This is a genomic window from Vogesella indigofera, from assembly GCF_003633895.1.
Taxonomy (GTDB): Bacteria; Pseudomonadota; Gammaproteobacteria; order Burkholderiales; family Chromobacteriaceae; genus Vogesella; species Vogesella indigofera.
Genome location: NZ_RBID01000016.1, coordinates 16,226 through 39,202, shown reverse-complemented (window position 1 = coordinate 39,202; position 22,977 = coordinate 16,226). Strand labels below are relative to the sequence as shown.

The following is a 22,977-nucleotide window of genomic DNA, read 5'->3' as shown; positions in this document are numbered from 1 at the left end:
GTTCCGAATACCACCATCTCGCGCACAAAAAAACAGGCCGCCGGTTCGCACCGGCGGCCTGTCCTGCTACTACTGCGTGCAGTGTCGCGTGTTACGGCGCCGGCTTGTCGGCCACACTGGCCAGATAGGCCGCACGACGGGCCTCTTTCGCGGCCACCTTCTCCGCCACTTCGACCGCCTTCTCGGCGGCGGCCAGCGCCTCGCGCTCCTGGCGGGCCGCCATCGACGCGGCACGGGCCGCCTCGCGCACCGCCTCTTCCGCCACCTCCATCGCCTCGACTTCGGCATTGGTCTTGCACGGACCCGTTTTCTCGAACCAGGCCACCGACTCGACGTGGCCGGTGTGCGGGAACATGTTGATGATGCCCGCCGTTTTCAGGGTGTAGCCCTTGGTATTGACCAGCACGCCGGCATCGCGCGCCAGCGTGGCCGGATTGCACGACACGTAGACGATGCGCTGCGGCGCGGTGTCCTCGGTAATCGCCTTCAGCAGCTGCATCGCGCCGTCGCGCGGCGGGTCGACCAGCATCTTGTCGAACTTGCCCAGTGCCGCGAACGATGCTTCGGTCACCTCGAACAGGTTGGCCATCTCGTAGCTGACCTTGTGCTGCAAGCCGTTGTGGGTGGCGTTTTCCACCGCCCGCTTCACCAGCGCCTCGCTGCCTTCCATGCCGTGCACGATGGCACCGCTGCGCGCGATCGGCAGCGTGAAGTTGCCGATGCCGCAGAACATGTCGGCAATGCGCTCGTCGGCCTGCGGATCCAGCAGCCGCAGCGCGCGGCTGACCATCACGTTGTTGATTTCCGGATTGACCTGGGTGAATTCGGTCGGGTAGTACGGCATCTCGACGTCGAAATCGCGCAGGCGGTAGGTCAGCTTCGGCGCATCCAGCGGGTAGATCGGGTAGCAGGTCTCCGGCCCTTTCGGCTGCAACCAGATCTGCACCGTGCGCTGCGGCGTGGAGTGACAGTCGGAGAACGTCTGCAGCAAGGCGAAATCGGCCTCGGTGATGTCGTCCATATTGCGGAATACCAGCACGTCCAGCTCGGCACCGACCGCAATTTCCACCTGCGGCATGCGGTTGTAGATCGACAGCCTGGCGATCAGCTCGCGCAGCGGCACGATCAGCGCCGAGATGTGCGACGGCAGGATGTGGCACTCGCTCATGTCGGCAATGAAGCTGGAACGCTTCTCGTGGAAGCCGACCAGCACGCCGTCCTTTTTCGCGACATAGCGCGCCGACAGGCGGGCACGGTGGCGATAGCCCCAGGCGGCGCCGGCAATCGGCGGCATCACCACCTCGGCCTTGACCCGGCCGATATGCTGAAGGTCGTCTTCCAGTACGCGCTGCTTGATGGCGACCTGCGCCGAAAACTCGACGTGCTGCATCGAGCAGCCGCCACACACGCCAAAATGCGGACAGGACGGATCGGTGCGCAGGAAGCTTTCCTTCAGCACATCCACCACGTCGGCATTCTCGTAACTCTTCTTGACGCGATAACTTTGATAAGTCACTTTTTCGTATGGCAACGCGCCATCGATGAAGATGGCCTTGCCATCGACACGAGCAATGCCGCGACCTTCGTGGTCCAGCGACTCGATATGGGCAACTACAGACGCTTGAGTCATTGTTTCAGCAAGTAAAAAGGCAAAAGACAAAGTCTGGAATTGTCGCAGAAAGCGCCACAAAAAGCACGGTGCACTGCCACATTTGGCGGATGTTGCCGTCCGGCGTATCTGCTAACATCGGAGTATCCGTTTATCCTGAATCGCCAGAGAATGAAATTTTCGTCCCTGCTTGCGGCCTGCACCCTGGCCGCCACCATCTCCAGCCATGCCATGACACCGGAGCCGGATGTCCTAGTCAGCAGCGCCGGCCAGCACCTGGTCGTCAACCTGCCGCAAACCCGTGTTTTCCTGTACCAGGACGGCACGCTGGTAAACAGTTATCCGGTGGCGGTCGGCAAAATGATCACCAACACCCCGACCGGCAACTACGCGGTTACCGGCATCTACCGCAACCCGGTATGGCACGTCCCGAAATCGATCCAGGAAGAGATGGCGCGTGCCGGCAAGCCGGTGCAGACCACCGTCGCCGCCGGGCCGGACAATCCGCTGGGGCCGGTGTTCATCCGCTTTGGCGAGACCAAGCTCGGCCTCGGCTTTCACGGCACCAACCAGCCTGCCAGCGTGCCCGGCTTTCGCAGCCACGGCTGCGTGCGCCTGCGCAGCGAGAACGCGCTGGCACTGGCCGACTGGGTGGATATCGGCGCCGCAGTCACCATCAGCTACCAGACCACGCTGCTGAGCGAGGACAGCGCCGGCGAACTGTGGCTGCACGCCTATCGCGACAGCTACAAGAAGGACGACATCGTGCCGCAACTGCTGGCGGAAACCCTGCTCAACTGGCAGCAGGAGAACCAGCGCCCGATCCACGGCAAGCGTGTCGACCAGGCCTTCCGCGAGCGCAACGGCAAGCCGGTGTGCCTCAGCTGCAGCAATACGCAAAACAACCGCATCACCGGCACCCTCAACACCGTGCGCTGGCTGAGCCCGCCACCGGAAACCACCGACGAGCAGCCGGCCGAACTGCCGCAGCTGGACAGCAACAGCGCCCGTGCGCCACGCAACGCGCAGCTCAAGCAGAAAAGCGCTTGACGCCATAAAAGCCTCGGGCTATAGTGCGCACCTCGCTGACGAATCAACCGGTTCTTCAGCGTCCCGTGGGGGTATAGCTCAGCTGGGAGAGCGCTTGCATGGCATGCAAGAGGTCAGCGGTTCGATCCCGCTTATCTCCACCACAATTTGTCCCTATCGTCTAGAGGCCTAGGACGTCGCCCTTTCACGGCGATAACCGGGGTTCGAATCCCCGTGGGGACGCCAGCATTCTGGGGGTATAGCTCAGCTGGGAGAGCGCTTGCATGGCATGCAAGAGGTCAGCGGTTCGATCCCGCTTATCTCCACCAAATAAACAAAAAACCGGCTCACGAGCCGGTTTTTTGTTTTTCCGATCGATTTTCAGATCAAGCACATCCTAGCGCAATGCCTTCTCGCTCTGCTGCAGCGCCTGCTGCAGGTGCTGCACCTCGCTGCGCTCGCCGGCCCGCGTCACCGCCCGCGACACGAAGTGGCAGATATTGAAAATCCCCGCCAATCGCGGCGCCACCGCTGCACGCCACGCCGGCCGCGCACACTGCGGCCATAGCGGCACCAGCCGCTGCAACACCTGGCTTACCTGCTGCAACTCCTGCAGCAGGCCGTAGGAAGGATGACCGCCGCCGAGCAGGGCACGCTCGCGCATGCTGTACAGCCGCTCTTCCAGCAGCTGCAACAGGTGTGCCAGATCCGCCTCCAGTTGCGGCAGCTCCAGCGCCGCCGCCGGATGCTCGTCCGGATCCAGCTGCTGCGCATGCTGTGCCAGCAGACTGAGCTGGAAGGCATCCTGCGGCACCGCCGGCCCGGCGCCCGTCGCATGGCGCAGCTCCGGAGTGCGCGGCAACTGCTCACCCACCGGCAACGCCGGCCCTACTGCCGTTACCTTGACCATGGCACACGCCCTTTCCTGTCATGCCCGACACTGACCTTATCGGCCAGCCTGCCGGATCATGAAGTCAAAGACCGAACAAATGACCCAGCTTGGCTTTCTTGGTGTCGAGATAGTGGTCGTTGTAGGCATTGCGGCCAACCTGCAGCGCCACGCGCTCGGCCACCTCGATGCCGGCCTGTTCCAGAGTGTCGATCTTGCGCGGATTGTTGGTCATGATGCGCACCGCCGTCACCCCCAGATGCGCCAGCATCTCGCGCGCGATGCGGAAATCGCGCATGTCGGCGGGAAAACCCAGCCGTTCGTTGGCCTCGACGGTATCGGCGCCACCATCCTGCAGCTTGTAAGCGCGAATCTTGTTGATCAGGCCGATGCCGCGACCTTCCTGGCGCAGATACACCAGCACGCCCCGCCCCTCGGCGGCGATTGCTTCCAGCGCGGCCGCCAGCTGGAAGCCGCAGTCACAGCGCAAAGAAAACAGCGCGTCGCCAGTCAGGCATTCGGAGTGGATGCGGGTCAGCGGCGCACCGTCAGTCACCTCGCCCAGCGTCAGCACCACGTGCTCGCGCCCTCCGACTTCTTCAAAGCCGTGCATGTCGAAAACACCCCACTGCGTGGGTAACTGGCAGGTTGCGACATAATCGACGCGCACCGGAGAATCAGGCTGAGTCACGTTGGCTTCCACTTGTTGTGCATTCATCTGGAAGATAATGGGGGCAAAAGCTTACAGTTTAAAGTACCGTCGCCGCCGATTTGGCCAGTGCCCGCAGGCTGACGAAATGCGCCGCCAGCGCGCAGGCCAATGCTGCCAGCGTGGCCTGGTGCCCGGCGTGAAAAAACCCCGGCTGCGCCGACTCGGCGTCGAGAATGCCGATCACCTCGCCGGCCGCGTCAAACACCGGCAGGCACACCTCGCTGCGCACCCTGGGGTCGCACTCGTAATAGGCGCCGCCCGCGTGCTGCCATTGCCGCACATCGTCAATCACCACACCACGGCCACTGCGGCCAACCTTGCTGTTGTTGCTGGCGGCGGCAAACGCCTCGGTCAGCGGGAATTCGGCGCGACTGGGCAGGCCGCGGTAGGCCAGCTTCAGCAGCACGTCGGCCTCGGGTCGCGGCACCCGGCAATACACCCCCAGCCAGTCGGCCGGCACCTGCGCCAGCACCGCATCCAGCAAGGCCTGTAACGCCAGCAGCTGTTGCGCCAGCGGCAGCGATTCGCCGCCAAACTGCGGCGCGATGTCCCACGGCTCGGCCTCCAGCTCGTCGATCAGCGAACAACTGCCGCCCTCGCCCAGCTTGGGTACCGGGTAACGGTACAAATCGGGATAGTCCGCTGCCGTGGGCACCGTCAGCGCCACCGCCAGTGCCTGCTGCGCGGCGGCCAGTTGTGTCGCGGACAACGCCAGTCCGGCCCGCTGCAGATAATCAGTCATCAACCCTCCTCGCCGGCGCCGCCGGCTCCATACGCAATCATCGCAAAGGCGCTAGAATCCGGTTATCCCGCACCCTGCGGCCATCGCCGCATTATGCCCAATCCCCGTACAAAGCCGAAATCATGACTGCTGCTATCGATATCACCCACGCGCCTGCCGCAAGTCCGCCCGCCGGCGCTGCCCGCGGTCACAGGTTGGCCGCATGAGCAAGTATCCGGTTTCGCCGCAGGAGGTCGACATCAGCGCCGTGCGTGCGCAGGGCGCCGGTGGACAGAACGTCAACAAGGTGTCCTCCGCCATCCACCTGCGCTTCGTGATCCGCGATTCGACCCTGCCGGAGCACATCAAGGAACGCCTGCTGGCACTGCAGGACCAGCGCCTGAGCAAGGACGGCGTGCTGATCATCAAGGCGCAGCAATACCGTACCCAGGAGCAGAACCGGCAGGATGCGCTGCAGCGGCTGCAGCAGCTGGTCGACAGCATCAGCCACGAACAGAAGGCCCGCCGCGCCAGCAAGCCGAGCTACGGCGCACGGCAGCGACGCATGGACAGCAAGAGCCTGCGCGGCAAGGTCAAGTCGCTGCGCGGTCCGGTGCGCGACTGAGCCGCCACACTCTGCAGCCAGCCAGCGTTGCGGCCAACCTTGCGCCCGCGGCAATGACCGGCCCGCATGCTGCAACGCGCATTGACAAGCCCGACCGCCGCGCCCTCTAATACCGCCCCCTCTGCAAGGAATCGACGATGCAAGACCTGCACCACTGGCAAGCCTTCTGCCTCGCGCTGGCACGCGAACAGGCCGGTGACGACGGCGCCCACGACCTGAATCACCTCGGCCGCGTCTGGCATGCGGCGCGACAGCTGCTGGCCAGCTACCCGCAGGCCGACACGCTGGTGGTGATGGTGGCCTGCTACCTGCACGACCTGGTCAACCTGCCGAAGAACCACCCCGAGCGCCACCTCGCCTCGCGCCAGGCGGCGGCGCTGGCCAGCGCCAGGCTGGCCGCCGCCGGCTTCGACGCGGCACGGCTGCCGGCGGTGGCGCACGCCATCGAGGCGCACAGCTTTTCCGCCAATATCGCACCGCAGACGCTGGAAGCGCAGATCGTGCAGGACGCCGACCGGCTGGACGCGCTCGGCGCCGTCGGCCTGGCGCGGCTGTTCTACACCGCCGGCCGCATGAACAGCGCGCTGGCCGCCAGCGACGACGTGCTCGCCGTGCAGCGACCGCTGGACGACCGCGCCTACGCGCTGGACCACATCGCGGTGAAGCTGGCGACGCTGCCCGCCACCATGCAGACCGCCGCCGGCCGCGCGCTGGCCGAGGCGCGGCTGCAGTGGCTGTACCAGTTCCGTGACGTGTTTGTCGCGGAATGGGCACCCGAGACGCTGCCGTCCTGAACGGCAGCCGCGCCACAACGGATCCGGCCGGCAGCCAGCGGCTGCCGGCGGAAGCAACTGGCCAGTACGAGGCGGCACAGACCACCCGGCTGGCCAGGGTAGTACCGATAACAACACCTGACCGATAGCAAACCATGAACATCCAACAACTGATCGACGACATCGCCGCCGATGTCCGCCCCTACCTCGCGCAGGCCGCGCCCGCCGACTACATCCCGGCACTGGCCGGCGAGGACCCGCAACAATTCGCGATGGCGGTGGCGACGCTGGACGGCCAGCTGTACGCCACCGGCCACAGCGACAAGCGTTTCTCCATCCAGAGCATCTCCAAGGCCTTCATGCTGGCGCGGGTGCTGGCGGTGTACGGCGACGCGCTGTGGCAGCGCGTCGGCAAGGAGCCGTCCGGCAACCCGTTCAACTCGCTGGTGCAGCTGGAGTACGAACAGGGCGTGCCGCGCAACCCGTTCATCAACGCCGGCGCGCTGGTGGTCACCGACATCGCGCTGAGCCAGCTCGGTGATTCCAGCAGCGCGCTGCGCGACTTCCTGCGCGAGGAGAGCGCGCAGCCGGCGCTGGATTTCGACTACGTGATCGCGGCGTCGGAATCGGAACACGGCCACCGCAATGCGGCGCTGGCCCACTTCATGAAGAGCTGCGGCAACCTGCACAACAATGTCGAGCAGGTGCTGGCGCACTACTTCCGCGCCTGCAGCCTGCGCATGAACGTGGCCGAGCTGGCGCGCGCCGGGCTGTTCCTCGCCAACCACGGCACCTCGCCGGTCAGCGGCGCGCAACGGCTGACGCGCAGCCAGGCCAAGCAGGTCAACGCCATCATGCTGACCTGCGGCACCTATGATGCCGCCGGCGAATTCGCCTACCGCGTCGGCCTGCCGTGCAAGAGTGGCGTCGGCGGCGGCATCCTGGCGGTGCTACCCGGCAAGATGAGCATCGCGGTGTGGAGCCCGGGGCTGGATGCGCGCGGCAATTCGCTGGCCGGACTGGAGGCGCTGGATCGCTTCACCACCCGCAGCGGCGAGTCGGTGTTCTGAGACGCTAGACACCACCACGCCGGCACAAGGTTGGCCGCAAGCCTTGCGGCCAACCTTGTGCGTTAGTAGCGGGCGCGGTAGTCGTCCAGCCGCCGCTGCAGGCTACGCTCCGCCTTCATGCGGCTGATGGCGGCATTGATGCGCGCCATGATCGCCTCGGCCTCGGGATGGGCACTGGCGATGGCAAAGTGATTGCTGTCCAGCAACAGCGGATTGCCGACGATGCGCAGGCGCGACAGCGCGATGCCGGCGCGCTGCGCGTTGTAGCGCACCGCCTGCTCGCCGCCGGCAATCACCGCCGCGTCCAGCCGGCCGGCCAGCAGCATCGCTAACCGTTGCGGCGGCTCGCCATCCTCGTTGATGCGCAGCTGCGGCAGCACCGCGTTGAGCTCGGCGCCAAAGCGGGCGGCACGGGTGGTGCCGACGCGCTTGCCGATCAGGTCACGCGGCGTGGCAAACGGGAACGGCCGCGCGGCGTCCTGCACCAGCACCACCGCATCCTCCAGCACCGGCAACGAGAACAGGAACAGCTGTTCGCGCTCCGGCGTCCGCGAAAACACCGGCGCCAGCACGCCGCGACCGGCCTCGACCTCCTTGATCGCCCGCGCCCACGGCAGCGCGCGCGTTTCCGGCTCGAAGCCGGCGCGGCGCAGAATCGCCACGCCAAGGTTGACCGCGTAGCCGCTGGCGCGCCCGCCGTCGGCAAACTGCTTGGGCGCGGTATGTGCACTGCTGTACATCACCAGCGACTGCGCACGCGCCGCCACCGCGAGCAGCAGCAACGCGGCCAGCAAAAAGGCCCGTGACAACACGGGCCTTGCCGGCAGAGCAGGCGGCGACACTTATTCGTCCATCACCGCGGAGGTGTAGACATCCTGCACGTCGTCGAGGTCTTCCAGCGCGTCGAGCAGCTTCTGCATGCGCACCGCGTCGTCGCCGGTCAGCTCGGTCTCGTTCTGCGGGCGCATGGTCACTTCGCCCATTTCCGACTTGTAGCCGGCCTTTTCCAGCGCCGCCTTGATGGCACTGAACTCGTAGGGGCCGGTAATCACTTCCAGTGAGCCGTCGTCGTTGGTGATCACGTCGTCAGCGCCGGCTTCCAGCGCCGCTTCCATCAGGCCGTCCTCGTCCACGCCCGGCGCAAACACCAGGTAGCCGCAGTGGCTGAACTGGAACGCCACGCAGCCGTCGGTGCCCATATTGCCGCCGTACTTGGAGAAGGCATGGCGCACGTCGGCCACGGTGCGGGTCTTGTTGTCGGTCAGGCAGTCCACCATCACCGCCGCACCGCCGATGCCGTAGCCCTCGTAGCGGCACTCGATGTAATCGACGCCTTCCAGGGTGCCGGCGCCACGGTCAATCGCGCGCTGCACGTTGTCCTTCGGCATGTTGGCATCCCAGGCCTTGTCCACCGCCAGGCGCAGGCGCGGGTTGGAATCCAGGTCCGGGCCGCCCATTCTGGCCGCCACCGTGATCTCCTTGATCAGGCGGGTAAAAATTTTGCCGCGCTTGGCGTCAGCGCGTTCTTTCTTGTGCTTGATGTTCGCCCATTTGCTGTGACCAGCCATAGCAGCCTCAATCGAGTAAAAAGTCGGCGGCGTACCGTGTGCACGCCGCAAGAATGAATTGGGTAACGCAGGGTGCCGATTTTAGCAAAAAGCTAGGGGGCTATCAGCAGCTTGCTGATAAAGCCGAAACCGTCACGGTAAATTTGCGCGATCGCCGGCTCCAGCAAGGGCAGCACCAGGTACAGCGCGATGAAGCCGATCATCAGCGTCAGCGGAAAACCGAAGGAAAACACGTTGAACTGCGGCGCCGCGCGCGTCATCACGCCGATGGCCAAGTTGGTCACCAGCAGGCTGCCGACCACCGGCAACGACAGCCACAGCCCCCACAGGAACAGGTGACCGCCCCACTCCGCCAGCAGCCGAAGCGACAGTGCCGGCACGCTGACACCGATCGGCATCTTGTCAAAACTGTCCATCAGCGCGGTGAGCAGAATGTGGTGACCATCGAAGGCCAGGAACAGCAAGGTGGTGAGGATGGTCAGCACCCGCGACACCGCCGGCACCTGCGCCGCGTGCTGCGGATCGAAGAACATCGCGAAGCCGAGGCCCATCTGCGTCGCCATGATGAAGCCGGCCAGCTCCACCGCGGTGATCACGATGCGCATCACGAAACCGATGATGATGCCGATCATCAGCTGCTGCAGCACGATCAGCAAACCGGCGGCCGACACCAGCGGCACAGTCGGCAGCGGCGGCAGCAGCGGTGCCACCAGCAACGTCAGCAGCAGCGCAAAACCGGCCTTGAAGCGACGCGGGATACTGCGCGAGGCCAGCAGCGGATCGGCCAGCAGCACGCCGAGAATGCGCGAGAACGGCCACACGAAGTAGGCAACCAGCAGGTTGATCTGGGCATCGCTGATGGCAAACATGTCAGCCGATGGCCAGCGGAATGCTCTGGAACAGCCGCGTGGTGTAGTCCATCAGCGTGGTCAGCATCCACGGCCCGGCCAGCACCAGCACCAGGAACATGGCGATCAGCTTGGGGATAAAGGTCAGCGTCATCTCGTTGATCTGGGTCGCCGCCTGCAGGATGCTGACCAGCAGGCCGACCAGCAGCGACACCGCCAGCGGCGGCGCGGCGACGATGATCAGGATGAACAGCGCATTCTGGATCAGGGTGATGACCGATTCTGGCGTCATGGTCTACCTCCCGCCGAAGCTCTGCACCAGCGAGCCGAGCAGCAGCGTCCAGCCGTCGACCAGCACGAACAGCATGATCTTGAACGGCAGGGAAATGATCACCGGCGACACCATCATCATCCCCATCGCCATCAGGATGCTGGCCACCACCAGGTCGATGATCAGGAACGGGATGAAGATCATGAAGCCGATCTGGAATGCGGTTTTCAGTTCGCTGATCACGAAGGCCGGAATCAGCGTCTTCAGCGACACCTCGGCCGGGGTCGCCGGTGCCGGCGAGCGCGAGATCTCGATGAAGAAGGCCAGATCCTTTTCCCGCGTCTGCGTCAGCATGAACGCCTTCATCGGCTTGGCCGCCTCGCCGGCGGCCTGCTCGAACGACATCTTGTTCTCCGACAGCGGCAGCCAGGCATTGGCGTACACCTGGTCCAGCGTCGGCGACATGATGAAAATGGAGAGGAACAGGCTGAGCCCGATCAGCACCTGGTTCGGCGGCGACTGCATGGTGCCCATCGCCTGGCGCAGCAGCGACAGCACGATGATGATGCGCGTGAACGAAGTCATCATCAGCATCATCGCCGGGATGAAGCTCAGCGAGGTCATGAACAGCAGCATCTGCAGGCTCAGCGAGTAGCTTTGCCCGCCGGCCGCATCCGGCGCGCTGGTCATCATCGGCAAGCCGGCGGCTTGGCTGCCCAGCGGCAGCAGCAACAGCGCCAGCACGCCCAATCGTTGGAGTTTACTCATGGCGTATCGTTGGAGGAGGGTCGGCGGTGTTTGGCCAGCGCTGCGGCCAACCATTCGGCAAAGGGTGGCGTGGCCGCCGGCACGGCGGCGGCATTGGCGGCGCCTTCCGGCCGCGCCATGCTGGTCAGCAGGTTGACCTGTTTCGCCGTCACGCCCAGCACCAGCCACTGCCCTTCCAGCTCGACGATCACCACCCGCTCGTGCGGGCCGACCATCACGCCGCTGACCACCTTGGCCGGCTGCCAGCGTCCGAGCATGCCGCCCATGCTGACGCGGCGGAACAGCCACGCGGCACCGACGATCACCGCCAGCACCAATCCCAGCGCCAGCATCACCTGTACCAGCCCCCACAACGGCGAAGTGCCCGCATCGGCGGCGGGCACGGCGGCGCTGACCGACAGCGGCAGCAACAGCAACACAATCAGCAATCGGTTCATTTCTGTAGTCGGCGAATACGCTCGACGGGCGTAATGATGTCGGTCAGGCGGATACCGAAACGGTCGTTGACCACCACCACCTCACCCTGCGCGATCAGGCAGCCATTGACCAGCACGTCCATCGGCTCGCCGGCCAAGCCGTCCAGCTCCACCACCGAGCCCTGCGCCAGCTGCAGCAGGTTGCGGATCGCGATCTTGGTACGCCCCAGCTCGACGGTCAGCTGTACCGGGATATCCAGAATCATGTCCAGGTTCTGCGGCACCGCCTGGCTCTGGCTGCTGCCGGACAGGTCCTGGAACAGGTTGGTCGCCGGTTTTACCTCGGCGGCGGCGGTGTCGGCCACTTCCTGTTCTGCCATCGCCGCTGCCCAGTCGTCCATGGACACTTCTTCGTCAACTGCTCCGGCAACCGAATCCGGATCAAAGCCCTGCTCGTCACTCATCTTCTTGCTCTCCACTCGGTGGCGGCTCAAACAGCTCCTGCGCCCCAGACAGTATCGTTTCCACTTTCAATGCGTAATTGCCGGAGACCGTGCCGTAGCTGCACTCCAGCACCGGGATGCCCGACACGTCGGCCACCACCTTCTCCGCCACGTCCACCATCACCACGTCGCCGACCTTGAGATTGAGGATGTCGCCCAGTGTCACCTTGGTCTGCGCCAGGGTGGCGACCAGTTCCACTTCGGCGGCCTGCACCTGGTACTGCATCAGGTTGACCCAGCGGTTGTCGACCTCGGTACGGTCGGCCTGCATGCTGCTGGCCAGCAGATCGCGCAGCGGCTCGATCATCGAGTACGGCAGACAGACGTGGAAGTCGCCGCCGCCGGCACCCAGCTCGATATGGAAGGTCGCGGCCACCACCACCTCGGTCGGGGTGGCAATGTTGGCAAACTGGGTATTCATCTCCGAGCGCAGATAGACAAACTCGATCGGGTACACCGGCTCCCACGCCTTCTGGTACTCGGCAAACACCACTTCCAGCATCTTGCGGATGATGCGCTGCTCGGTCGGGGTAAAGTCGCGACCTTCCACCCGCACGTGGAAGCGGCCATCGCTGCCAAACAGGTTGTCGACCACCAGGAACACCAGGTCCGGGTCGAAAATCAGCAGCCCGGTGCCGCGCAACGGTTTGACGTGCACCAGGTTGAGGTTGGTCGGCACCACCAGGTTACGGATGAACTCGCTGTACTTCAGCACCCGCACAGGCCCGACCGAGATCTCGGCATTGCGGCGCAGGAAGTTGAAAAAACCGATACGCAGATTACGCGCGAAACGCTCGTTGATGATCTCGAGCGTCGGCATCCGGCCGCGGACAATGCGCTCCTGGCGGCCGATGTCATAGGCCCGTACGCCACCGTTGTCGCTGTCCGCGCCGTCGTTGTCCTCTTCCCCGGTCACGCCGCGTAATAGCGCGTCGACCTCTTCCTGGGACAGGATTTCATCAGCCATGATTACTGCAACTGAATGATGAAGGATGTGAAGAGCACGTTTTCAACCGGTTCTTCTTCACCGGCATCCATCGACTCATTGATGATTTTCTTGATCTGCGCCTTCAGCTTGATCTTGCCGTCCGCCGACTGCAGTTCCTCTTCGGTCTTGGCCGACAGCAACAGGATCAGGGCACTGCGGATTTTCGGCAGATAGGCTTTCATATTGTTTTTGGCGGCTTCGTCGTACAACTCGGCCTGCAGCTCGATTTGCAGCATCGACGAGCCACCGCTCAGATTGACGACAAACGGTTCCAGCTTCTCGAACACCGGCGGGCCTTCTTTTTTCTCTTTCTTTTCCGGCGCATGCTCGGCGGTGGCATGACTGGCATCGGCACCGGCGGCCGACTTGTTGCTCAGGAACACATAGGCGGCCAGACCGCCCACCGCGGCCAGTACCAGTACCAGTAACACGATGACAACCAAGAGTAGTTTGTTATTGCCTCCTGCCGCGGGCTTGGCTTCTTTAACGTCTTCTTTTTTATCTTTTTCGGCCATGACAATACCTGCTCTCGTTTAAAAGAAATGCTTAACCCCTATTTTCTCCATTTCTTGTCGAGTTGAACAGCCATTTAGTAGATTTCCGGGGAAACAGCAAGCCGTTTCCAGCTTGCGGCCAACCTTGCTTCAGCCTGCGACACAGCTGGCCAATCAGGCGGTCACGCTCAGGCCGGAAGAGACGGTCGCCGCCGGTGCGGCGGACTCCAGCTCAGCCAGCGGCGACATCGCCTCGGACTGGGTGCGGCCGCGCTGCTGCTGCGCCTGCTGGCCGTGCTGTTGCTGGCCCTGCTGCTGCGAGGAGACCTGGGCATCGGCCAGCTGCAGACCGGCCTGTTCCATCATCCGCGACAGCGCCGGCAGATGGCTCTCGACGATTTCCTTGGCCATCAGGTTGGAGGTGGTCACCACGATCTGCGCCTGCTCCTTGTTCATGGAGATCTGGACTTCAATCGGCCCCAGCTTTTCCGGGGTGACATGGAAGCGCGCGGAGTCCAGCTGCCGTTCGACCGCCTTCACCACTTGCTGGCCAAAGGCTTCGCCCCACTGCTTGCTGCGATCCATGGTGCCACCCAGCAGCACTTCCTTCAGCTCCTTGCCGGCGCCGCTGGCGGACAAGTCGGTCGGCAATTCCTGCCGCCCGGCGGCAAGTGCCGGCGGCAAGGTTTTCACTTCGGAACCAGCCTCGGCCGCTTCAGCCTCGCGCATGGCCAGCCGCACCGCCACCGCGGCGGACAGGCCATCATCCTTCAACGCGCGCAGCGCCCGCTTGTCACTGCTGGCGGCGGCCAGCAGCCCCGGCAGTACCGGCGCTTCGTCAGCGGCGGCGTCGCCGGTCAGCGCTGCCAGTTCCGACAATGCGCCGGCCGTCTCGCCACCTTTGGCGGCCTTGGTTTTGGCAGCGGCCAGTGCGGCCAACTCTTCCGCCGCCAGTGCTTCGCCGAGCGCCGCGGGATCAGGCAGGGCGGAGAGCGCCGCGGCATCCTTGCCGGCAGCGGTGGTCAGCGGGTTGGCCGCGGCATTGCCGGGCATAAACAAGCCGCCCAACAGCAAGGAAGCGTCTTGCGCCGCGGCAGCACGCGGCTGCTGGCCGATGCCGTCCAGCAGCGCACTGTCGCCGGCCGCCGCCACGCCCGGCTGCCCGAGGGTAAACGCCTGCAACTGGTTGGCAAAGAACATGGCAAAAGGGGAGTCCGGCGTGCTGACATAGCTTTGGCTCGGAGTGGCCGAGCTGTCGCTCAGGTTTAAAACGGACTGGACGGTAATGGCCATTTAGACATGCTCCTTATTGTCATCACCCCGACAAAAGCATGAATTGTGCCAAGCAGCAGGGCGTGCTACTCAGCCTTGTCCTGGGAGCTGATGCGGGCGGCAAATTCGTCCATCTGTTTCTGCTCGGCCTTGCGCTGGCGCACGCTCAGACGCTCCGTCTCGCGCTCCTGCAGCACCTGGTAGGACTTCAGCTGCTTGCGCAGGCCGAGCCAGGCCTGCTTCTCCAGCAGGAAACGCTGCACGCAACGATCCAGCTCGTGCTGCTGCTGTTGCCGCGCCTCTTCCAGCTTGAGCAGAAACAGGCGCGCGTCCCGCCATTGCCCGACACCGAGGCCACGCTGCGCCATGTGCAGCACCCGCTGCTGGTAGTCGGCCAGAAAGGCATCCACCTGCTGCAGCGTCGCCTCCGCCTGCGTTTGCGCCTGCTGCGCCTGCTTCATGCGCTTGGCAGCCTCGTCCAGCTTGTCTTGTGCCAGCCGGATCAACAGGTCGAATTTGCTCATGACCTAGCCTTAGGCGGTCAGCACTTGCTCAAGCTGCGTCAGGCAGGAGGCAAAGTCGTGGTATTCGTTCATCGGCTGGGTCAGGAAGCCGACCAACTGCAGGTGACGGCGCATCGCCTCGTCCAGCAGAGGATCGGAGCCGGGCACATAGGCGCCGACGTTGATCAGGTCGCGACTGCGCTGGTAACGCGAAAACAGCTGCTTGAAGCGGCGCGCCAGATTGACGTGATGTGGGGTGGTGACGTCGACCATCACCCGCGAAATGGACTGCTCGATATCGATCGCCGGATAGTGGCCGGACTCGGCCAGCTCGCGGGTCAGCACGAAGTGGCCATCAAGAATGGCTCGCGCCGAATCGGCCACCGGATCCTGCTGGTCGTCACCCTCGGACAGCACGGTATAGAACGCGGTGATGGAGCCGGCGCCGGCTTCGGCATTGCCGGCCCGCTCGATCAGCTGCGGCAGCTTGGCGAACACCGACGGCGGATAGCCCTTACTGACCGGCGGCTCGCCGATGGCGAGGGCGATTTCGCGCTGCGCCATCGCGTAACGGGTCACCGAGTCCATCAGCAGCAACACGTCGAGGCCCTGGTCGCGGTAGTACTCGGCCAGCGCGGTCGCGTAGGCGGCGCCGTGCAAGCGCATCAGCGGCGGCGAGTCCGCCGGCGCCGCCACCACCACCGAGCGCGCCAGACCCTCCGCACCGAGGATGTGCTCGATGAAATCCTTCACCTCGCGACCCCGCTCGCCGATCAGGCCGACCACCACCACATCAGCACGGGTGAAGCGCGCCATCATGCCCAGCAACACCGACTTGCCGACACCGGAGCCGGCAAACAGGCCCAAACGTTGGCCGCGCCCCACCGTCAGCAGGCCGTTGATCGCGCGCACACCGACATCCAGCACATCGCGCACCGGCGAGCGCCGCAGCGGATTCAGCGGCTGGCTGTACAGCGGGTACAGCGCCTCGGCCATCGGCTCGGCACCACCGTCCAGCGGCCGGCCCAGCGAATCCACCACCCGCCCCAGCAGCGACATGCCGACCGGCACCTTGCGCCCCAGCATGCGTACCGTGCCGCCGCTATCGGCCGGTTCGTCGTACAGTGGCGGCCGGATTTCGGGCACCGCGCACACGGCAAGCCCCGGCTGCAGGCCGTGCACATTGCTCAGCGGCATCAGGTACAGACGGTCACCGGCAAAGCCGACCACTTCCGCCTCGGCCTGATAATCGGCCGACACCACGATCTGGCAGGCACTACCGACTGGCAAGCGCAGGCCGACCGCCTCCATCACCAGCCCGGTTACTCGCGTCAGGCGCCCTTCCGCCTGCCATGCCGGCAGCGGGCGCAGCGCCTGTTCGCATCGGCGCAAGAAGTCGCGCTGCCGCTCAATCAGCATGCTCATCCGTCAGCCCCAGCCCCTTGCGCAACAGCTGCAGGCGGCTTTCCAGCGTCAGGTCGATGGACGCGGACGGTGTTTCAATGCGGCAGCCGCCGCGCGTGAGGGTGGCATCGGCCTGCCACTGCATGCGCCACTGCGGATACTGCTCCCCCAGAAACGCCTGCAAGGTTGCCAGCTCGTCCGGGTGCGCCTGCACTTTCACCTGCGCCACGCTGTCGGCCAGCGAATCCAGCGCCTCGGTCAGCAGCGAGCGCAGCACCGCGGGGTCATGCCGTACCACTTCGCCGATCATCTTCTCGGCAAAGCTGACGGCCAGCGCCAACACCTCCTGCGACAGCTGCGCGCCCAGCAGCGACAACTCCTGCTCGAACGACTGCTGCAACGTGGACAGCGGCTGCCAGTACTGCTGGAACTGCTGCTGCGCCTCGAGCAGCGCCCGCTCGGCACCTTCGGCACGACCACGCTCCTCCCCGGCCTGCATGCCGGCCTGCAAGCCGGCGTCGTAGCCGGTCTGCCACGCCTCCTGATGAATCGCCTCCAGCTCAGCCGCGGTCGGGTAGGCGGCCGTGGCCACCGCATCGAGCGACGTCGTATCCTGCTCGTCCTCCGTCATAATGAGCGAAGCCCCCTCGACAGGGGGCTCCTCCGGCTGTGGCGCTGGCGCCGCCAGCTCGGGCGGCGCCGTCTCCGGTACCGCGGCAGCACTACCCAGCTCGCCCATGGTCCAGCTGCGCCACTGCCCCAGCGACTCGGCAGGAATGACGTTGTTATTCGACAAGGCCTTCGTCTCCACCTTTGCTTGCAATCACGATCTGGCCTTCGTCGGCCAGCTTGCGCACGATCTTGAGGATTTCCTTCTGCTCGGCCTCGACCTCGGACAGCTTGACCGGGCCTTTCGACTCCAGGTCATCCCGCAGCATCTCGGCGGCGCGCGACGACATATTGCGGAAAATCTTGTCTTTCAGTTCCTGGCTGGTGCCTTTCAGCGCCACCACCAGCGAATTGGACTGCACTTCGCGCAGGATGGTCTGGATCGAGCGGTCGTCGATTTCCAGGATGTTCTCGAACACGAACATCTTGTCCTGAATGCGCTGCGCCAGCTCCGGATCGTACTCGCGGATATAGGACAGCGCCGAGGCTTCGACGTTGGAGCCGAGGAAGTTGAGGATCTCGGCCGTCATGCCGACACCGCCGGCCGCACTCTTCTTGACGCGATCGGCGCCGGACAGCAGCTGCGTCAACACGTCGTTCAACTCGCGCAATGCCTGCGGCTGCACGCCTTCCAGCGTCGCGGTACGGATCAGCACTTCGTTGCGCACCCGCTCCGGGAAGTAGGCCAGAATGGCACTGGACAGGTCCGGGTCCAGATGCACCATGATGGTGGCGATGATTTGCGGGTGTTCGTTGCGGATCAGGTCGGCGGCGGAGGACGGGTCCATCCACTTCAGGCTTTCGATACCGCTGTGGTCGTTGCCCTGCAGGATCTTGTCCAGCAGGTTGGCCGCCTTGTCTGGACCCAGTGCTTCCACCAGCACGTTGCGCAGATACTCGTCGGTCGCACCAAAGTTGGCGCGCGCCGCGCACTCCTCCTGGAATTGCGATACCACCTTCTCCACTTCCTCGTGGCTCAGGTTATTGAGCCCGGCCATGGCCAGACTGAGCTTCTGTACTTCCTTGGGTCCAAGGTACTTGAAGACCTCGATCGCTTCCGACTGGCCAAGACTGAACAGCAGTACGGAACTGCGGCGAACACCGACGTCACTCATCAGAGCTGATCCATTCCTTGATAATCTGTGCGGCCATGCGAGGGTCGGACTTCACCAGCTCGCGAACATTTTGCATATTAGCCTCGAACACGCGGCGCTGGAGCTCTTTCGGTGACGGATTGTCGCTGTCCTCTTCCGACTCGCCCTCTTCGCTTTCTTCGCCGGCGACCGCCAGCAGGCGGCCACTGCTGGCAGCAGCCTCAAGGTCATCCACCGGCGGCGGCGGTGGCGGATTCACCACGTCGCGCATGATCGGCCGTACCACCCCGAACAGCAGATAGAGGATGGCCAGCAGCAACAGACCGTACTTCAGCAAATCGGAGGCATTGTTGCTGGCAAAATCCAGCACCTTGTCCTGCACCGTCAGCACCGGCACCGCATCGGCAAAGCTGGCATTGACCACGTTGACCGAATCGCCGCGTTCGGCATTGAAGCCGACCGCCTCCTTGACCAGATTATTAATCTGGCCGAATTCCTTCTCCGTCAGCGGCGTCGCCTTCAACACCCCCTGGTTGTCGGGCACCATCTTGTAGTTCACCACCACCGCCGCGGTCAGGCGCTTAATGACACCCTTCTGCGACTTGGTGTGCTGGATGGTCTTGTCGACTTCGTAGTTGGTGGTGATTTCGCGACTCAGCGAGCCGGAGGCGGTGCCCATCGGCAAGCCCGACAGGGTGGCCGTACCGGGCGCGGCGCCCGGTGGCAGCGTCAGCGGCGCCGACGCCGGCGATGGTGGCTGGTTGGTCAGCGCCCCGGGCACGCCGGACGGCAGGTTGGCGTCGCGCCCCAGCGTCTCGCTGATCTGCTGGCTGCGGGTCGCGGAAGGATTGGGGGTCGAATTGGGGCGAAAACTCTCCGAGGTCTGCTCCGACTCGGAAAAATCCACGTTGGCCGTCACCTGGGCACGGGCATTGCCCTTGCCGAAAATCGGCTCGAGAATGGTTTCGACACGCTTGGTGTAGTCGGCCTCGATCTGGCGCACATAATCCAGCTGCCGGCGATCAAGCGAGCCATTATTCTGGTCCGGCACCGTGGACAGCAGATTGCCGTCCTGATCGACGATCGACACATTGCGCAGCGGCAGGTTGGGCACCGAGCTGGACACCAGGTGCATGATGCCGGCAATCTGCCCACCATCCAGAATCCGACCCGGCCGCAAGGTCAGCATCACCGATGCTGTCGGCTGTTGCTGGTCACGCACGAAAACCGTCTGCTTCGGCATCGCCAGATGCACGCGCGCGCTGTCGACCACGGCAACCGCCTTGATGGTGCGGGCCAGTTCGCCCTCAATCGAGCGCTGGTAATTGACCTGCTCGGCAAACTGGCTGATGCCGAACTTCTGCTTGTCCATCAGCTCGAAACCGACACCGCCGGCCTTGGGTAGGCCCTGTGTCGCCAGCTTCAGCCGGGTATCGTAGACGCGCTCGCTCGGCACCGAGATCACGCCACCGTCACCAATCTGGTATGGCACGTTCATCTGCTGCAGCGCGGCGGTGACCTGGCCGCCGTCACTATCGGCCAGACCGGTAAACAGTACTTTGTAGGGAGGTTCGCGATTGAATACCAGCAAGGCAAGCGCGATGGACAACACTGCGGCGATGGCAGTGAAGAACAGGATTTTCTTGTTATTGGGAAGGGCATTGAAACGTGTCAACACTTCGTTGGCACGCCCCTTCCAAGCAGGCGCAGTATTATCGACCAATTCAGCCATACAGTGGTTATTTCATTATTGATCTTACCGCCGCAGGCCCGAAGCTCGAAACAGACGGCGCTACACTTGCGTATTCATGATTTCCTGATAGGCAGAAACCAGCTTGTTGCGGGCCTGAACCATGGTCTGGAAGCTCAGACTTGCTTTTTGCATCGACACCATGACGTCCTGGATGTTAACGCCTTCCTCACCCAGTTCAAACTGCTTTTGCAGCTCGAGTGAAGTGTTCTGCACCTGGTTGACCTGCTCCAGCGTGCTCTTGAGTACATCAGAAAAATCGACTTCGGGAGCGGTCTTGTCTACCGCAGGCGCCTGACCCGCGGCCAGCGACGACATGGCGCGCAGCTCACCCAATAGCTGATTGATACCCTGCGTGGACATAGTAACCTCTTGCAGTGAGGCCGGCGGCGTCAGGCCGGACCGGCGTCTTCTTCACGATAACGCTGCAACTTGTAGCGCAACGTCCTTTCGCTAATGCCAAGGCGCTCTGCAGCCAGTTTCTTGACGCCACCGCACGCCTGCAGTGCATCAAGGATGTGACGCTTTTCCACCGCCTTCATGCCCAGATCGGACTCGTCGACGGTGCTGGCCGTTGTCACCGGCAGCACCATCGCCGATGGCGACAGCATCAGATCGACGGCAGAAACTTCCGGCCCGGCGGCAAGAATTGCCGCCCGCTGCATCACATTATCCAGCTCGCGGATGTTACCTTCCCAACTATAGGCCGTCAATTCACGCTCCGCGTCCTTGCCCAGGGTCAGACGCGACTTGGAAACGGCATTAGCGTGCTTATCCAGCAATTTTCGCGCCAGCGGCAAAATGTCCTCGGTGCGCTCGCCCAGCGCCGGTACCGCCAGCGGAAACACGTTGAGGCGGAAAAACAGGTCCTCGCGGAAGCGGCCGGCCGCGACTTCTTCCTGCACTTCACGGTTGCTGGTGGCCAGCACACGGATGTCCAGCTTGATGGTGCGCGTGCCGCCGACGCGCTCTACCTCGCGCTCCTGCAGCACGCGCAACAGCTTGGCCTGCAGAGGCAGCGGCATTTCGGTGATTTCGTCGAGCAGGATGGTGCCGCCCTGCGCCTGTTCGAACTTGCCGGGTAGCACGTTGGCCGCACCGGTGAAAGCGCCCTTCTCGTGGCCGAACAGGGTCGACTCCAGCAGGTTGTCGGGAATCGCCGCACAGTTGACGGCGACAAACGGCGCCGCGCTGCGCCGCGAGTGGCGGTGGATGAAGCGGGCCAACACCTCCTTGCCGGCGCCACTGGGGCCGCTAATCAGCACACTGGCGTCACTGGGCGCCACCTGCCGTGCGATGGCCAGCAGCCGTTTCATCGGTGCGGAATAGGCCAGCAGCTCTTCATCGCCCTCCGGCTCCGGCAGCAGGTACTTCTCCACTTCGGCAATCAGCTGCTGCGGTTCAAACGGTTTCAGCAGGTAATGGCTTGCGCCGGCGCGCAGCAGGTCGATCGCGCGCTCGATCACACCGTAGGCGGTCATCAGCACGAAGGGCAAGGCCGGATAGGTGGCCTTGACCTGCTGGAACAGGGCATAGCCGTCCATCGGCTGCATCTGGGCGTCCGACACCACCAGCCCGACCGCGTTGTCGCGCAACACCTGCAGGGCCGACTGGCCGTCCGCCGCCTCCAGCACCGCGTAGCCGGACAGCACCAGGGTATCGACCAGCGCTTCGCGCAGGTCGGCATCATCTTCCACAACCAGGACAGGCAAATATTTCATGGGTAACCGATGTAATTCATGACAGGACAGAGCCAGCCGCCGGACAACAGCTTAGTCCTGATGCTGGCGCTGGCTGCACAGCGCGATCAGGCGCGCGGCAATATTGTTGAGTGACAACACTTCATGGGCGGCGCCGAGGGCAATGGCCTCCTTCGGCATGCCGAACACCACGCAGGACGCCTCGTCCTGCGCGATATTATGGGCGCCCGCCTCTTTCAGCTCGCCCATGCCGGAGGCGCCATCGCGCCCCATGCCGGTCAGGATCACGCCGATGGCATTGCGCCCGATGACGTTGGCCGCAGCGCGGAACATCACGTCCACCGACGGCTTGTGGCGGTTGACCGGCGGCCCCTGGTGCAGGCTGATGGCGTAACCGATGGTGCTGGCCGGCTTGATCAGCAGATGGGAATGGCCCGGCGCGATATAGACCACGCCCGGCTGCAAGCGCTCGCCGTCTTCCGCCTCCTTGACCCGCAGCTTGCACAGCGAATCCAAGCGCGCGGCAAAGGACTTGGTGAACATTTCCGGCATGTGCTGGGTGATGATGATCGGCGGCATCTGCTCCGGCAGCGCGGTCAGCAATACCCGCAGCGCTTCGGTGCCACCGGTGGACGAACCGATGGCGATGACCGTCTGGCGCCCCAGTGCCAGCCGGCCAGGCTGGCGCGGCAGGACGGCGTCGGCAGTGTGACTGGGCGCGACTTCCAGCGGTTTGAAATCCAGCCCTTCTTTACGCGGCATGACCATGTTTTCCCCTTTTGGCGGCGCCCGGGCGCAGCGTCAGGTTTTGTTATATTGCAGGCAACTGCGCCCTGGCCTTGTCCAGCCAGTGGTGCGACGCCTGCTCCAGCAAGGCAAACACCGCTTCAAAACCGACCTCCCCACCATAGTAGGGATCCGGCACTTCGGCATCCGCCAGCATCAGTGCCAACTCTCCCGGCCAGTTCGCCGGCATCTGCCGCCGCAATTGTGCCAAATGATCGTAACCGGCAACCAGGATCAGATCAAACTGCTGCCAGTCTTGCGGCCGAAACGGCCGTGCCCGCAACGCGCTCATGTCGACGCCGTGGCGCAGCGCGGCCGCCACCGTGCGCGGATCCGCCGCTTCGCCGGCATGCCAGGCTGAGGTGCCGGCGGAATCGACCGCGATCTGCGCCGCCAGACCGGCGCGGCCAACGTCACGCGCGAAGATGGCATGCGCGGTCGGCGAGCGGCAGATGTTGCCGGTGCACACGAACAGCACCCGGAAACGGGCAGGCAGCAGGGCTTTGTTTGTCATG

27 protein-coding genes and 3 tRNA genes are annotated in these 22,977 nt (G+C 64.1%); 7 read left to right on the top strand and 23 right to left on the bottom strand.

Features of this window, described 5'->3' with window-relative positions; genetic code table 11:
- Positions 1 to 91: 91 nt before the first annotated feature.
- Positions 92 to 1,630 carry a 23S rRNA (uracil(1939)-C(5))-methyltransferase RlmD gene (rlmD, locus tag C8E02_RS12015; RefSeq protein WP_120811006.1) on the bottom strand — a complete coding sequence of 513 codons (1,539 nt, stop codon included), beginning with the start codon at positions 1,628 to 1,630 and terminating at the stop codon, positions 92 to 94.
- A gap of 150 nt (positions 1,631 to 1,780) precedes the next feature.
- Between rlmD and C8E02_RS12010 the strand changes: the two genes are divergently transcribed.
- From C8E02_RS12010 to C8E02_RS11995, 4 genes are all read left to right on the top strand, one after another.
- On the top strand, positions 1,781 to 2,659 hold the full coding sequence (locus tag C8E02_RS12010; RefSeq protein WP_120811004.1) for a L,D-transpeptidase: 879 nt from the start codon (positions 1,781 to 1,783) through the stop codon (positions 2,657 to 2,659).
- Between the two features lie 67 nt (positions 2,660 to 2,726).
- A tRNA-Ala gene (locus C8E02_RS12005) sits at positions 2,727 to 2,802 on the top strand.
- A gap of 6 nt (positions 2,803 to 2,808) precedes the next feature.
- Positions 2,809 to 2,884, top strand: a tRNA-Glu gene (locus C8E02_RS12000).
- A 7-nt stretch (positions 2,885 to 2,891) separates the two neighbouring features.
- Positions 2,892 to 2,967 (top strand) — tRNA-Ala (locus tag C8E02_RS11995).
- A 68-nt stretch (positions 2,968 to 3,035) separates the two neighbouring features.
- Here C8E02_RS11995 and C8E02_RS17460 read toward each other — a convergent pair.
- The 3 genes from C8E02_RS17460 to C8E02_RS11980 form a co-directional block, all read right to left on the bottom strand.
- Positions 3,036 to 3,548, bottom strand: a complete 513-nt coding sequence (locus C8E02_RS17460; RefSeq protein ID WP_170152156.1) for a hypothetical protein — start codon at positions 3,546 to 3,548, stop codon at positions 3,036 to 3,038.
- A 64-nt stretch (positions 3,549 to 3,612) separates the two neighbouring features.
- The gene (ribA, locus tag C8E02_RS11985) at positions 3,613 to 4,245 is read right to left on the bottom strand and encodes a GTP cyclohydrolase II (RefSeq protein ID WP_211329240.1); all 633 of its coding nucleotides are present in this window, start codon (positions 4,243 to 4,245) and stop codon (positions 3,613 to 3,615) included.
- Between the two features lie 31 nt (positions 4,246 to 4,276).
- A complete protein-coding gene (locus tag C8E02_RS11980) occupies positions 4,277 to 4,981 on the bottom strand; it encodes a GAF domain-containing protein (protein ID WP_120811002.1) in 705 nt (234 codons plus the stop codon).
- 202 nt (positions 4,982 to 5,183) lie between these two features.
- On the opposite strand from C8E02_RS11980, the gene arfB reads away from it, so the two are divergent.
- The 3 genes from arfB (at position 5,184) to C8E02_RS11965 (ending at position 7,428) form a co-directional block, all read left to right on the top strand.
- The gene (gene arfB / locus C8E02_RS11975) at positions 5,184 to 5,585 is read left to right on the top strand and encodes an alternative ribosome rescue aminoacyl-tRNA hydrolase ArfB (protein WP_120811000.1); all 402 of its coding nucleotides are present in this window, start codon (positions 5,184 to 5,186) and stop codon (positions 5,583 to 5,585) included.
- Positions 5,586 to 5,722: 137 nt separating this feature from the next.
- On the top strand, positions 5,723 to 6,379 hold the full coding sequence (locus tag C8E02_RS11970) for an HD domain-containing protein (protein ID WP_120810998.1): 657 nt from the start codon (positions 5,723 to 5,725) through the stop codon (positions 6,377 to 6,379).
- 134 nt (positions 6,380 to 6,513) lie between these two features.
- The gene (locus tag C8E02_RS11965) at positions 6,514 to 7,428 is read left to right on the top strand and encodes a glutaminase (protein ID WP_120810996.1); all 915 of its coding nucleotides are present in this window, start codon (positions 6,514 to 6,516) and stop codon (positions 7,426 to 7,428) included.
- Positions 7,429 to 7,490: 62 nt separating this feature from the next.
- On the opposite strand, the gene C8E02_RS11960 is transcribed toward C8E02_RS11965, so the two are convergent.
- From C8E02_RS11960 to C8E02_RS11870, 19 genes are all read right to left on the bottom strand, one after another.
- Positions 7,491 to 8,240, bottom strand: coding sequence for a substrate-binding periplasmic protein (locus tag C8E02_RS11960; RefSeq protein WP_147424493.1), 750 nt, complete (start codon positions 8,238 to 8,240; stop codon positions 7,491 to 7,493).
- A gap of 30 nt (positions 8,241 to 8,270) precedes the next feature.
- The gene (locus tag C8E02_RS11955) at positions 8,271 to 8,996 is read right to left on the bottom strand and encodes a YebC/PmpR family DNA-binding transcriptional regulator (RefSeq protein WP_120810992.1); all 726 of its coding nucleotides are present in this window, start codon (positions 8,994 to 8,996) and stop codon (positions 8,271 to 8,273) included.
- 92 nt (positions 8,997 to 9,088) lie between these two features.
- Positions 9,089 to 9,865 carry a flagellar biosynthetic protein FliR gene (fliR, locus tag C8E02_RS11950; RefSeq protein ID WP_120810990.1) on the bottom strand — a complete coding sequence of 259 codons (777 nt, stop codon included), beginning with the start codon at positions 9,863 to 9,865 and terminating at the stop codon, positions 9,089 to 9,091.
- Between the two features lies 1 nt (position 9,866).
- Positions 9,867 to 10,136: a flagellar biosynthesis protein FliQ gene (gene fliQ / locus C8E02_RS11945; protein ID WP_047967410.1), complete on the bottom strand. Its 270-nt coding sequence runs from the start codon at positions 10,134 to 10,136 to the stop codon at positions 9,867 to 9,869.
- Positions 10,137 to 10,139: 3 nt separating this feature from the next.
- Positions 10,140 to 10,883, bottom strand: a complete 744-nt coding sequence (gene fliP, locus C8E02_RS11940; protein ID WP_211329239.1) for a flagellar type III secretion system pore protein FliP — start codon at positions 10,881 to 10,883, stop codon at positions 10,140 to 10,142.
- Positions 10,880 to 11,320 carry a flagellar biosynthetic protein FliO gene (gene fliO, locus C8E02_RS11935; protein ID WP_120810986.1) on the bottom strand — a complete coding sequence of 147 codons (441 nt, stop codon included), beginning with the start codon at positions 11,318 to 11,320 and terminating at the stop codon, positions 10,880 to 10,882. Before fliO ends, fliP begins: the two co-directional genes overlap by 4 nt.
- Positions 11,317 to 11,763, bottom strand: a complete 447-nt coding sequence (gene fliN, locus C8E02_RS11930) for a flagellar motor switch protein FliN (RefSeq protein WP_047967407.1) — start codon at positions 11,761 to 11,763, stop codon at positions 11,317 to 11,319. Before fliN ends, fliO begins: the two co-directional genes overlap by 4 nt.
- Complete coding sequence (fliM, locus tag C8E02_RS11925; protein WP_047967406.1) at positions 11,756 to 12,769, bottom strand: flagellar motor switch protein FliM; 1,014 nt, start codon at positions 12,767 to 12,769, stop codon at positions 11,756 to 11,758. The genes fliN and fliM overlap by 8 nt, the downstream gene beginning before the upstream one ends.
- A 2-nt stretch (positions 12,770 to 12,771) precedes the next feature.
- Positions 12,772 to 13,305 (bottom strand): flagellar basal body-associated FliL family protein, encoded by a 534-nt coding sequence (locus C8E02_RS11920; RefSeq protein ID WP_120810984.1) that lies wholly within the window; start codon positions 13,303 to 13,305, stop codon positions 12,772 to 12,774.
- Positions 13,306 to 13,458: 153 nt separating this feature from the next.
- Positions 13,459 to 14,577 carry a flagellar hook-length control protein FliK gene (locus C8E02_RS11915; protein ID WP_120810982.1) on the bottom strand — a complete coding sequence of 373 codons (1,119 nt, stop codon included), beginning with the start codon at positions 14,575 to 14,577 and terminating at the stop codon, positions 13,459 to 13,461.
- A gap of 65 nt (positions 14,578 to 14,642) precedes the next feature.
- Positions 14,643 to 15,080, bottom strand: a complete 438-nt coding sequence (gene fliJ, locus C8E02_RS11910) for a flagellar export protein FliJ (protein ID WP_120810980.1) — start codon at positions 15,078 to 15,080, stop codon at positions 14,643 to 14,645.
- A gap of 9 nt (positions 15,081 to 15,089) precedes the next feature.
- A complete protein-coding gene (fliI, locus tag C8E02_RS11905) occupies positions 15,090 to 16,484 on the bottom strand; it encodes a flagellar protein export ATPase FliI (protein WP_120810978.1) in 1,395 nt (464 codons plus the stop codon).
- Positions 16,468 to 17,259, bottom strand: a complete 792-nt coding sequence (locus C8E02_RS11900; RefSeq protein WP_120810976.1) for a FliH/SctL family protein — start codon at positions 17,257 to 17,259, stop codon at positions 16,468 to 16,470. The genes fliI and C8E02_RS11900 overlap by 17 nt, the downstream gene beginning before the upstream one ends.
- Positions 17,249 to 18,247, bottom strand: coding sequence for a flagellar motor switch protein FliG (gene fliG, locus C8E02_RS11895; protein WP_047967401.1), 999 nt, complete (start codon positions 18,245 to 18,247; stop codon positions 17,249 to 17,251). Before fliG ends, C8E02_RS11900 begins: the two co-directional genes overlap by 11 nt.
- Entirely contained in the window at positions 18,240 to 19,904 is a 1,665-nt protein-coding gene (gene fliF / locus C8E02_RS11890; RefSeq protein WP_245961139.1) for a flagellar basal-body MS-ring/collar protein FliF, read from the bottom strand. Before fliF ends, fliG begins: the two co-directional genes overlap by 8 nt.
- Positions 19,905 to 20,018: 114 nt before the next feature.
- Positions 20,019 to 20,339 (bottom strand): flagellar hook-basal body complex protein FliE, encoded by a 321-nt coding sequence (fliE, locus tag C8E02_RS11885; RefSeq protein ID WP_047967399.1) that lies wholly within the window; start codon positions 20,337 to 20,339, stop codon positions 20,019 to 20,021.
- 29 nt (positions 20,340 to 20,368) lie between these two features.
- Positions 20,369 to 21,697: a sigma-54-dependent transcriptional regulator gene (locus C8E02_RS11880; RefSeq protein WP_120810972.1), complete on the bottom strand. Its 1,329-nt coding sequence runs from the start codon at positions 21,695 to 21,697 to the stop codon at positions 20,369 to 20,371.
- Between the two features lie 51 nt (positions 21,698 to 21,748).
- The gene (locus C8E02_RS11875; RefSeq protein ID WP_245961138.1) at positions 21,749 to 22,438 is read right to left on the bottom strand and encodes a chemotaxis protein CheB; all 690 of its coding nucleotides are present in this window, start codon (positions 22,436 to 22,438) and stop codon (positions 21,749 to 21,751) included.
- Between the two features lie 49 nt (positions 22,439 to 22,487).
- Entirely contained in the window at positions 22,488 to 22,976 is a 489-nt protein-coding gene (locus C8E02_RS11870) for a low molecular weight protein-tyrosine-phosphatase (protein WP_120810968.1), read from the bottom strand.
- Between the last annotated feature and the right edge of the window lies 1 nt (position 22,977).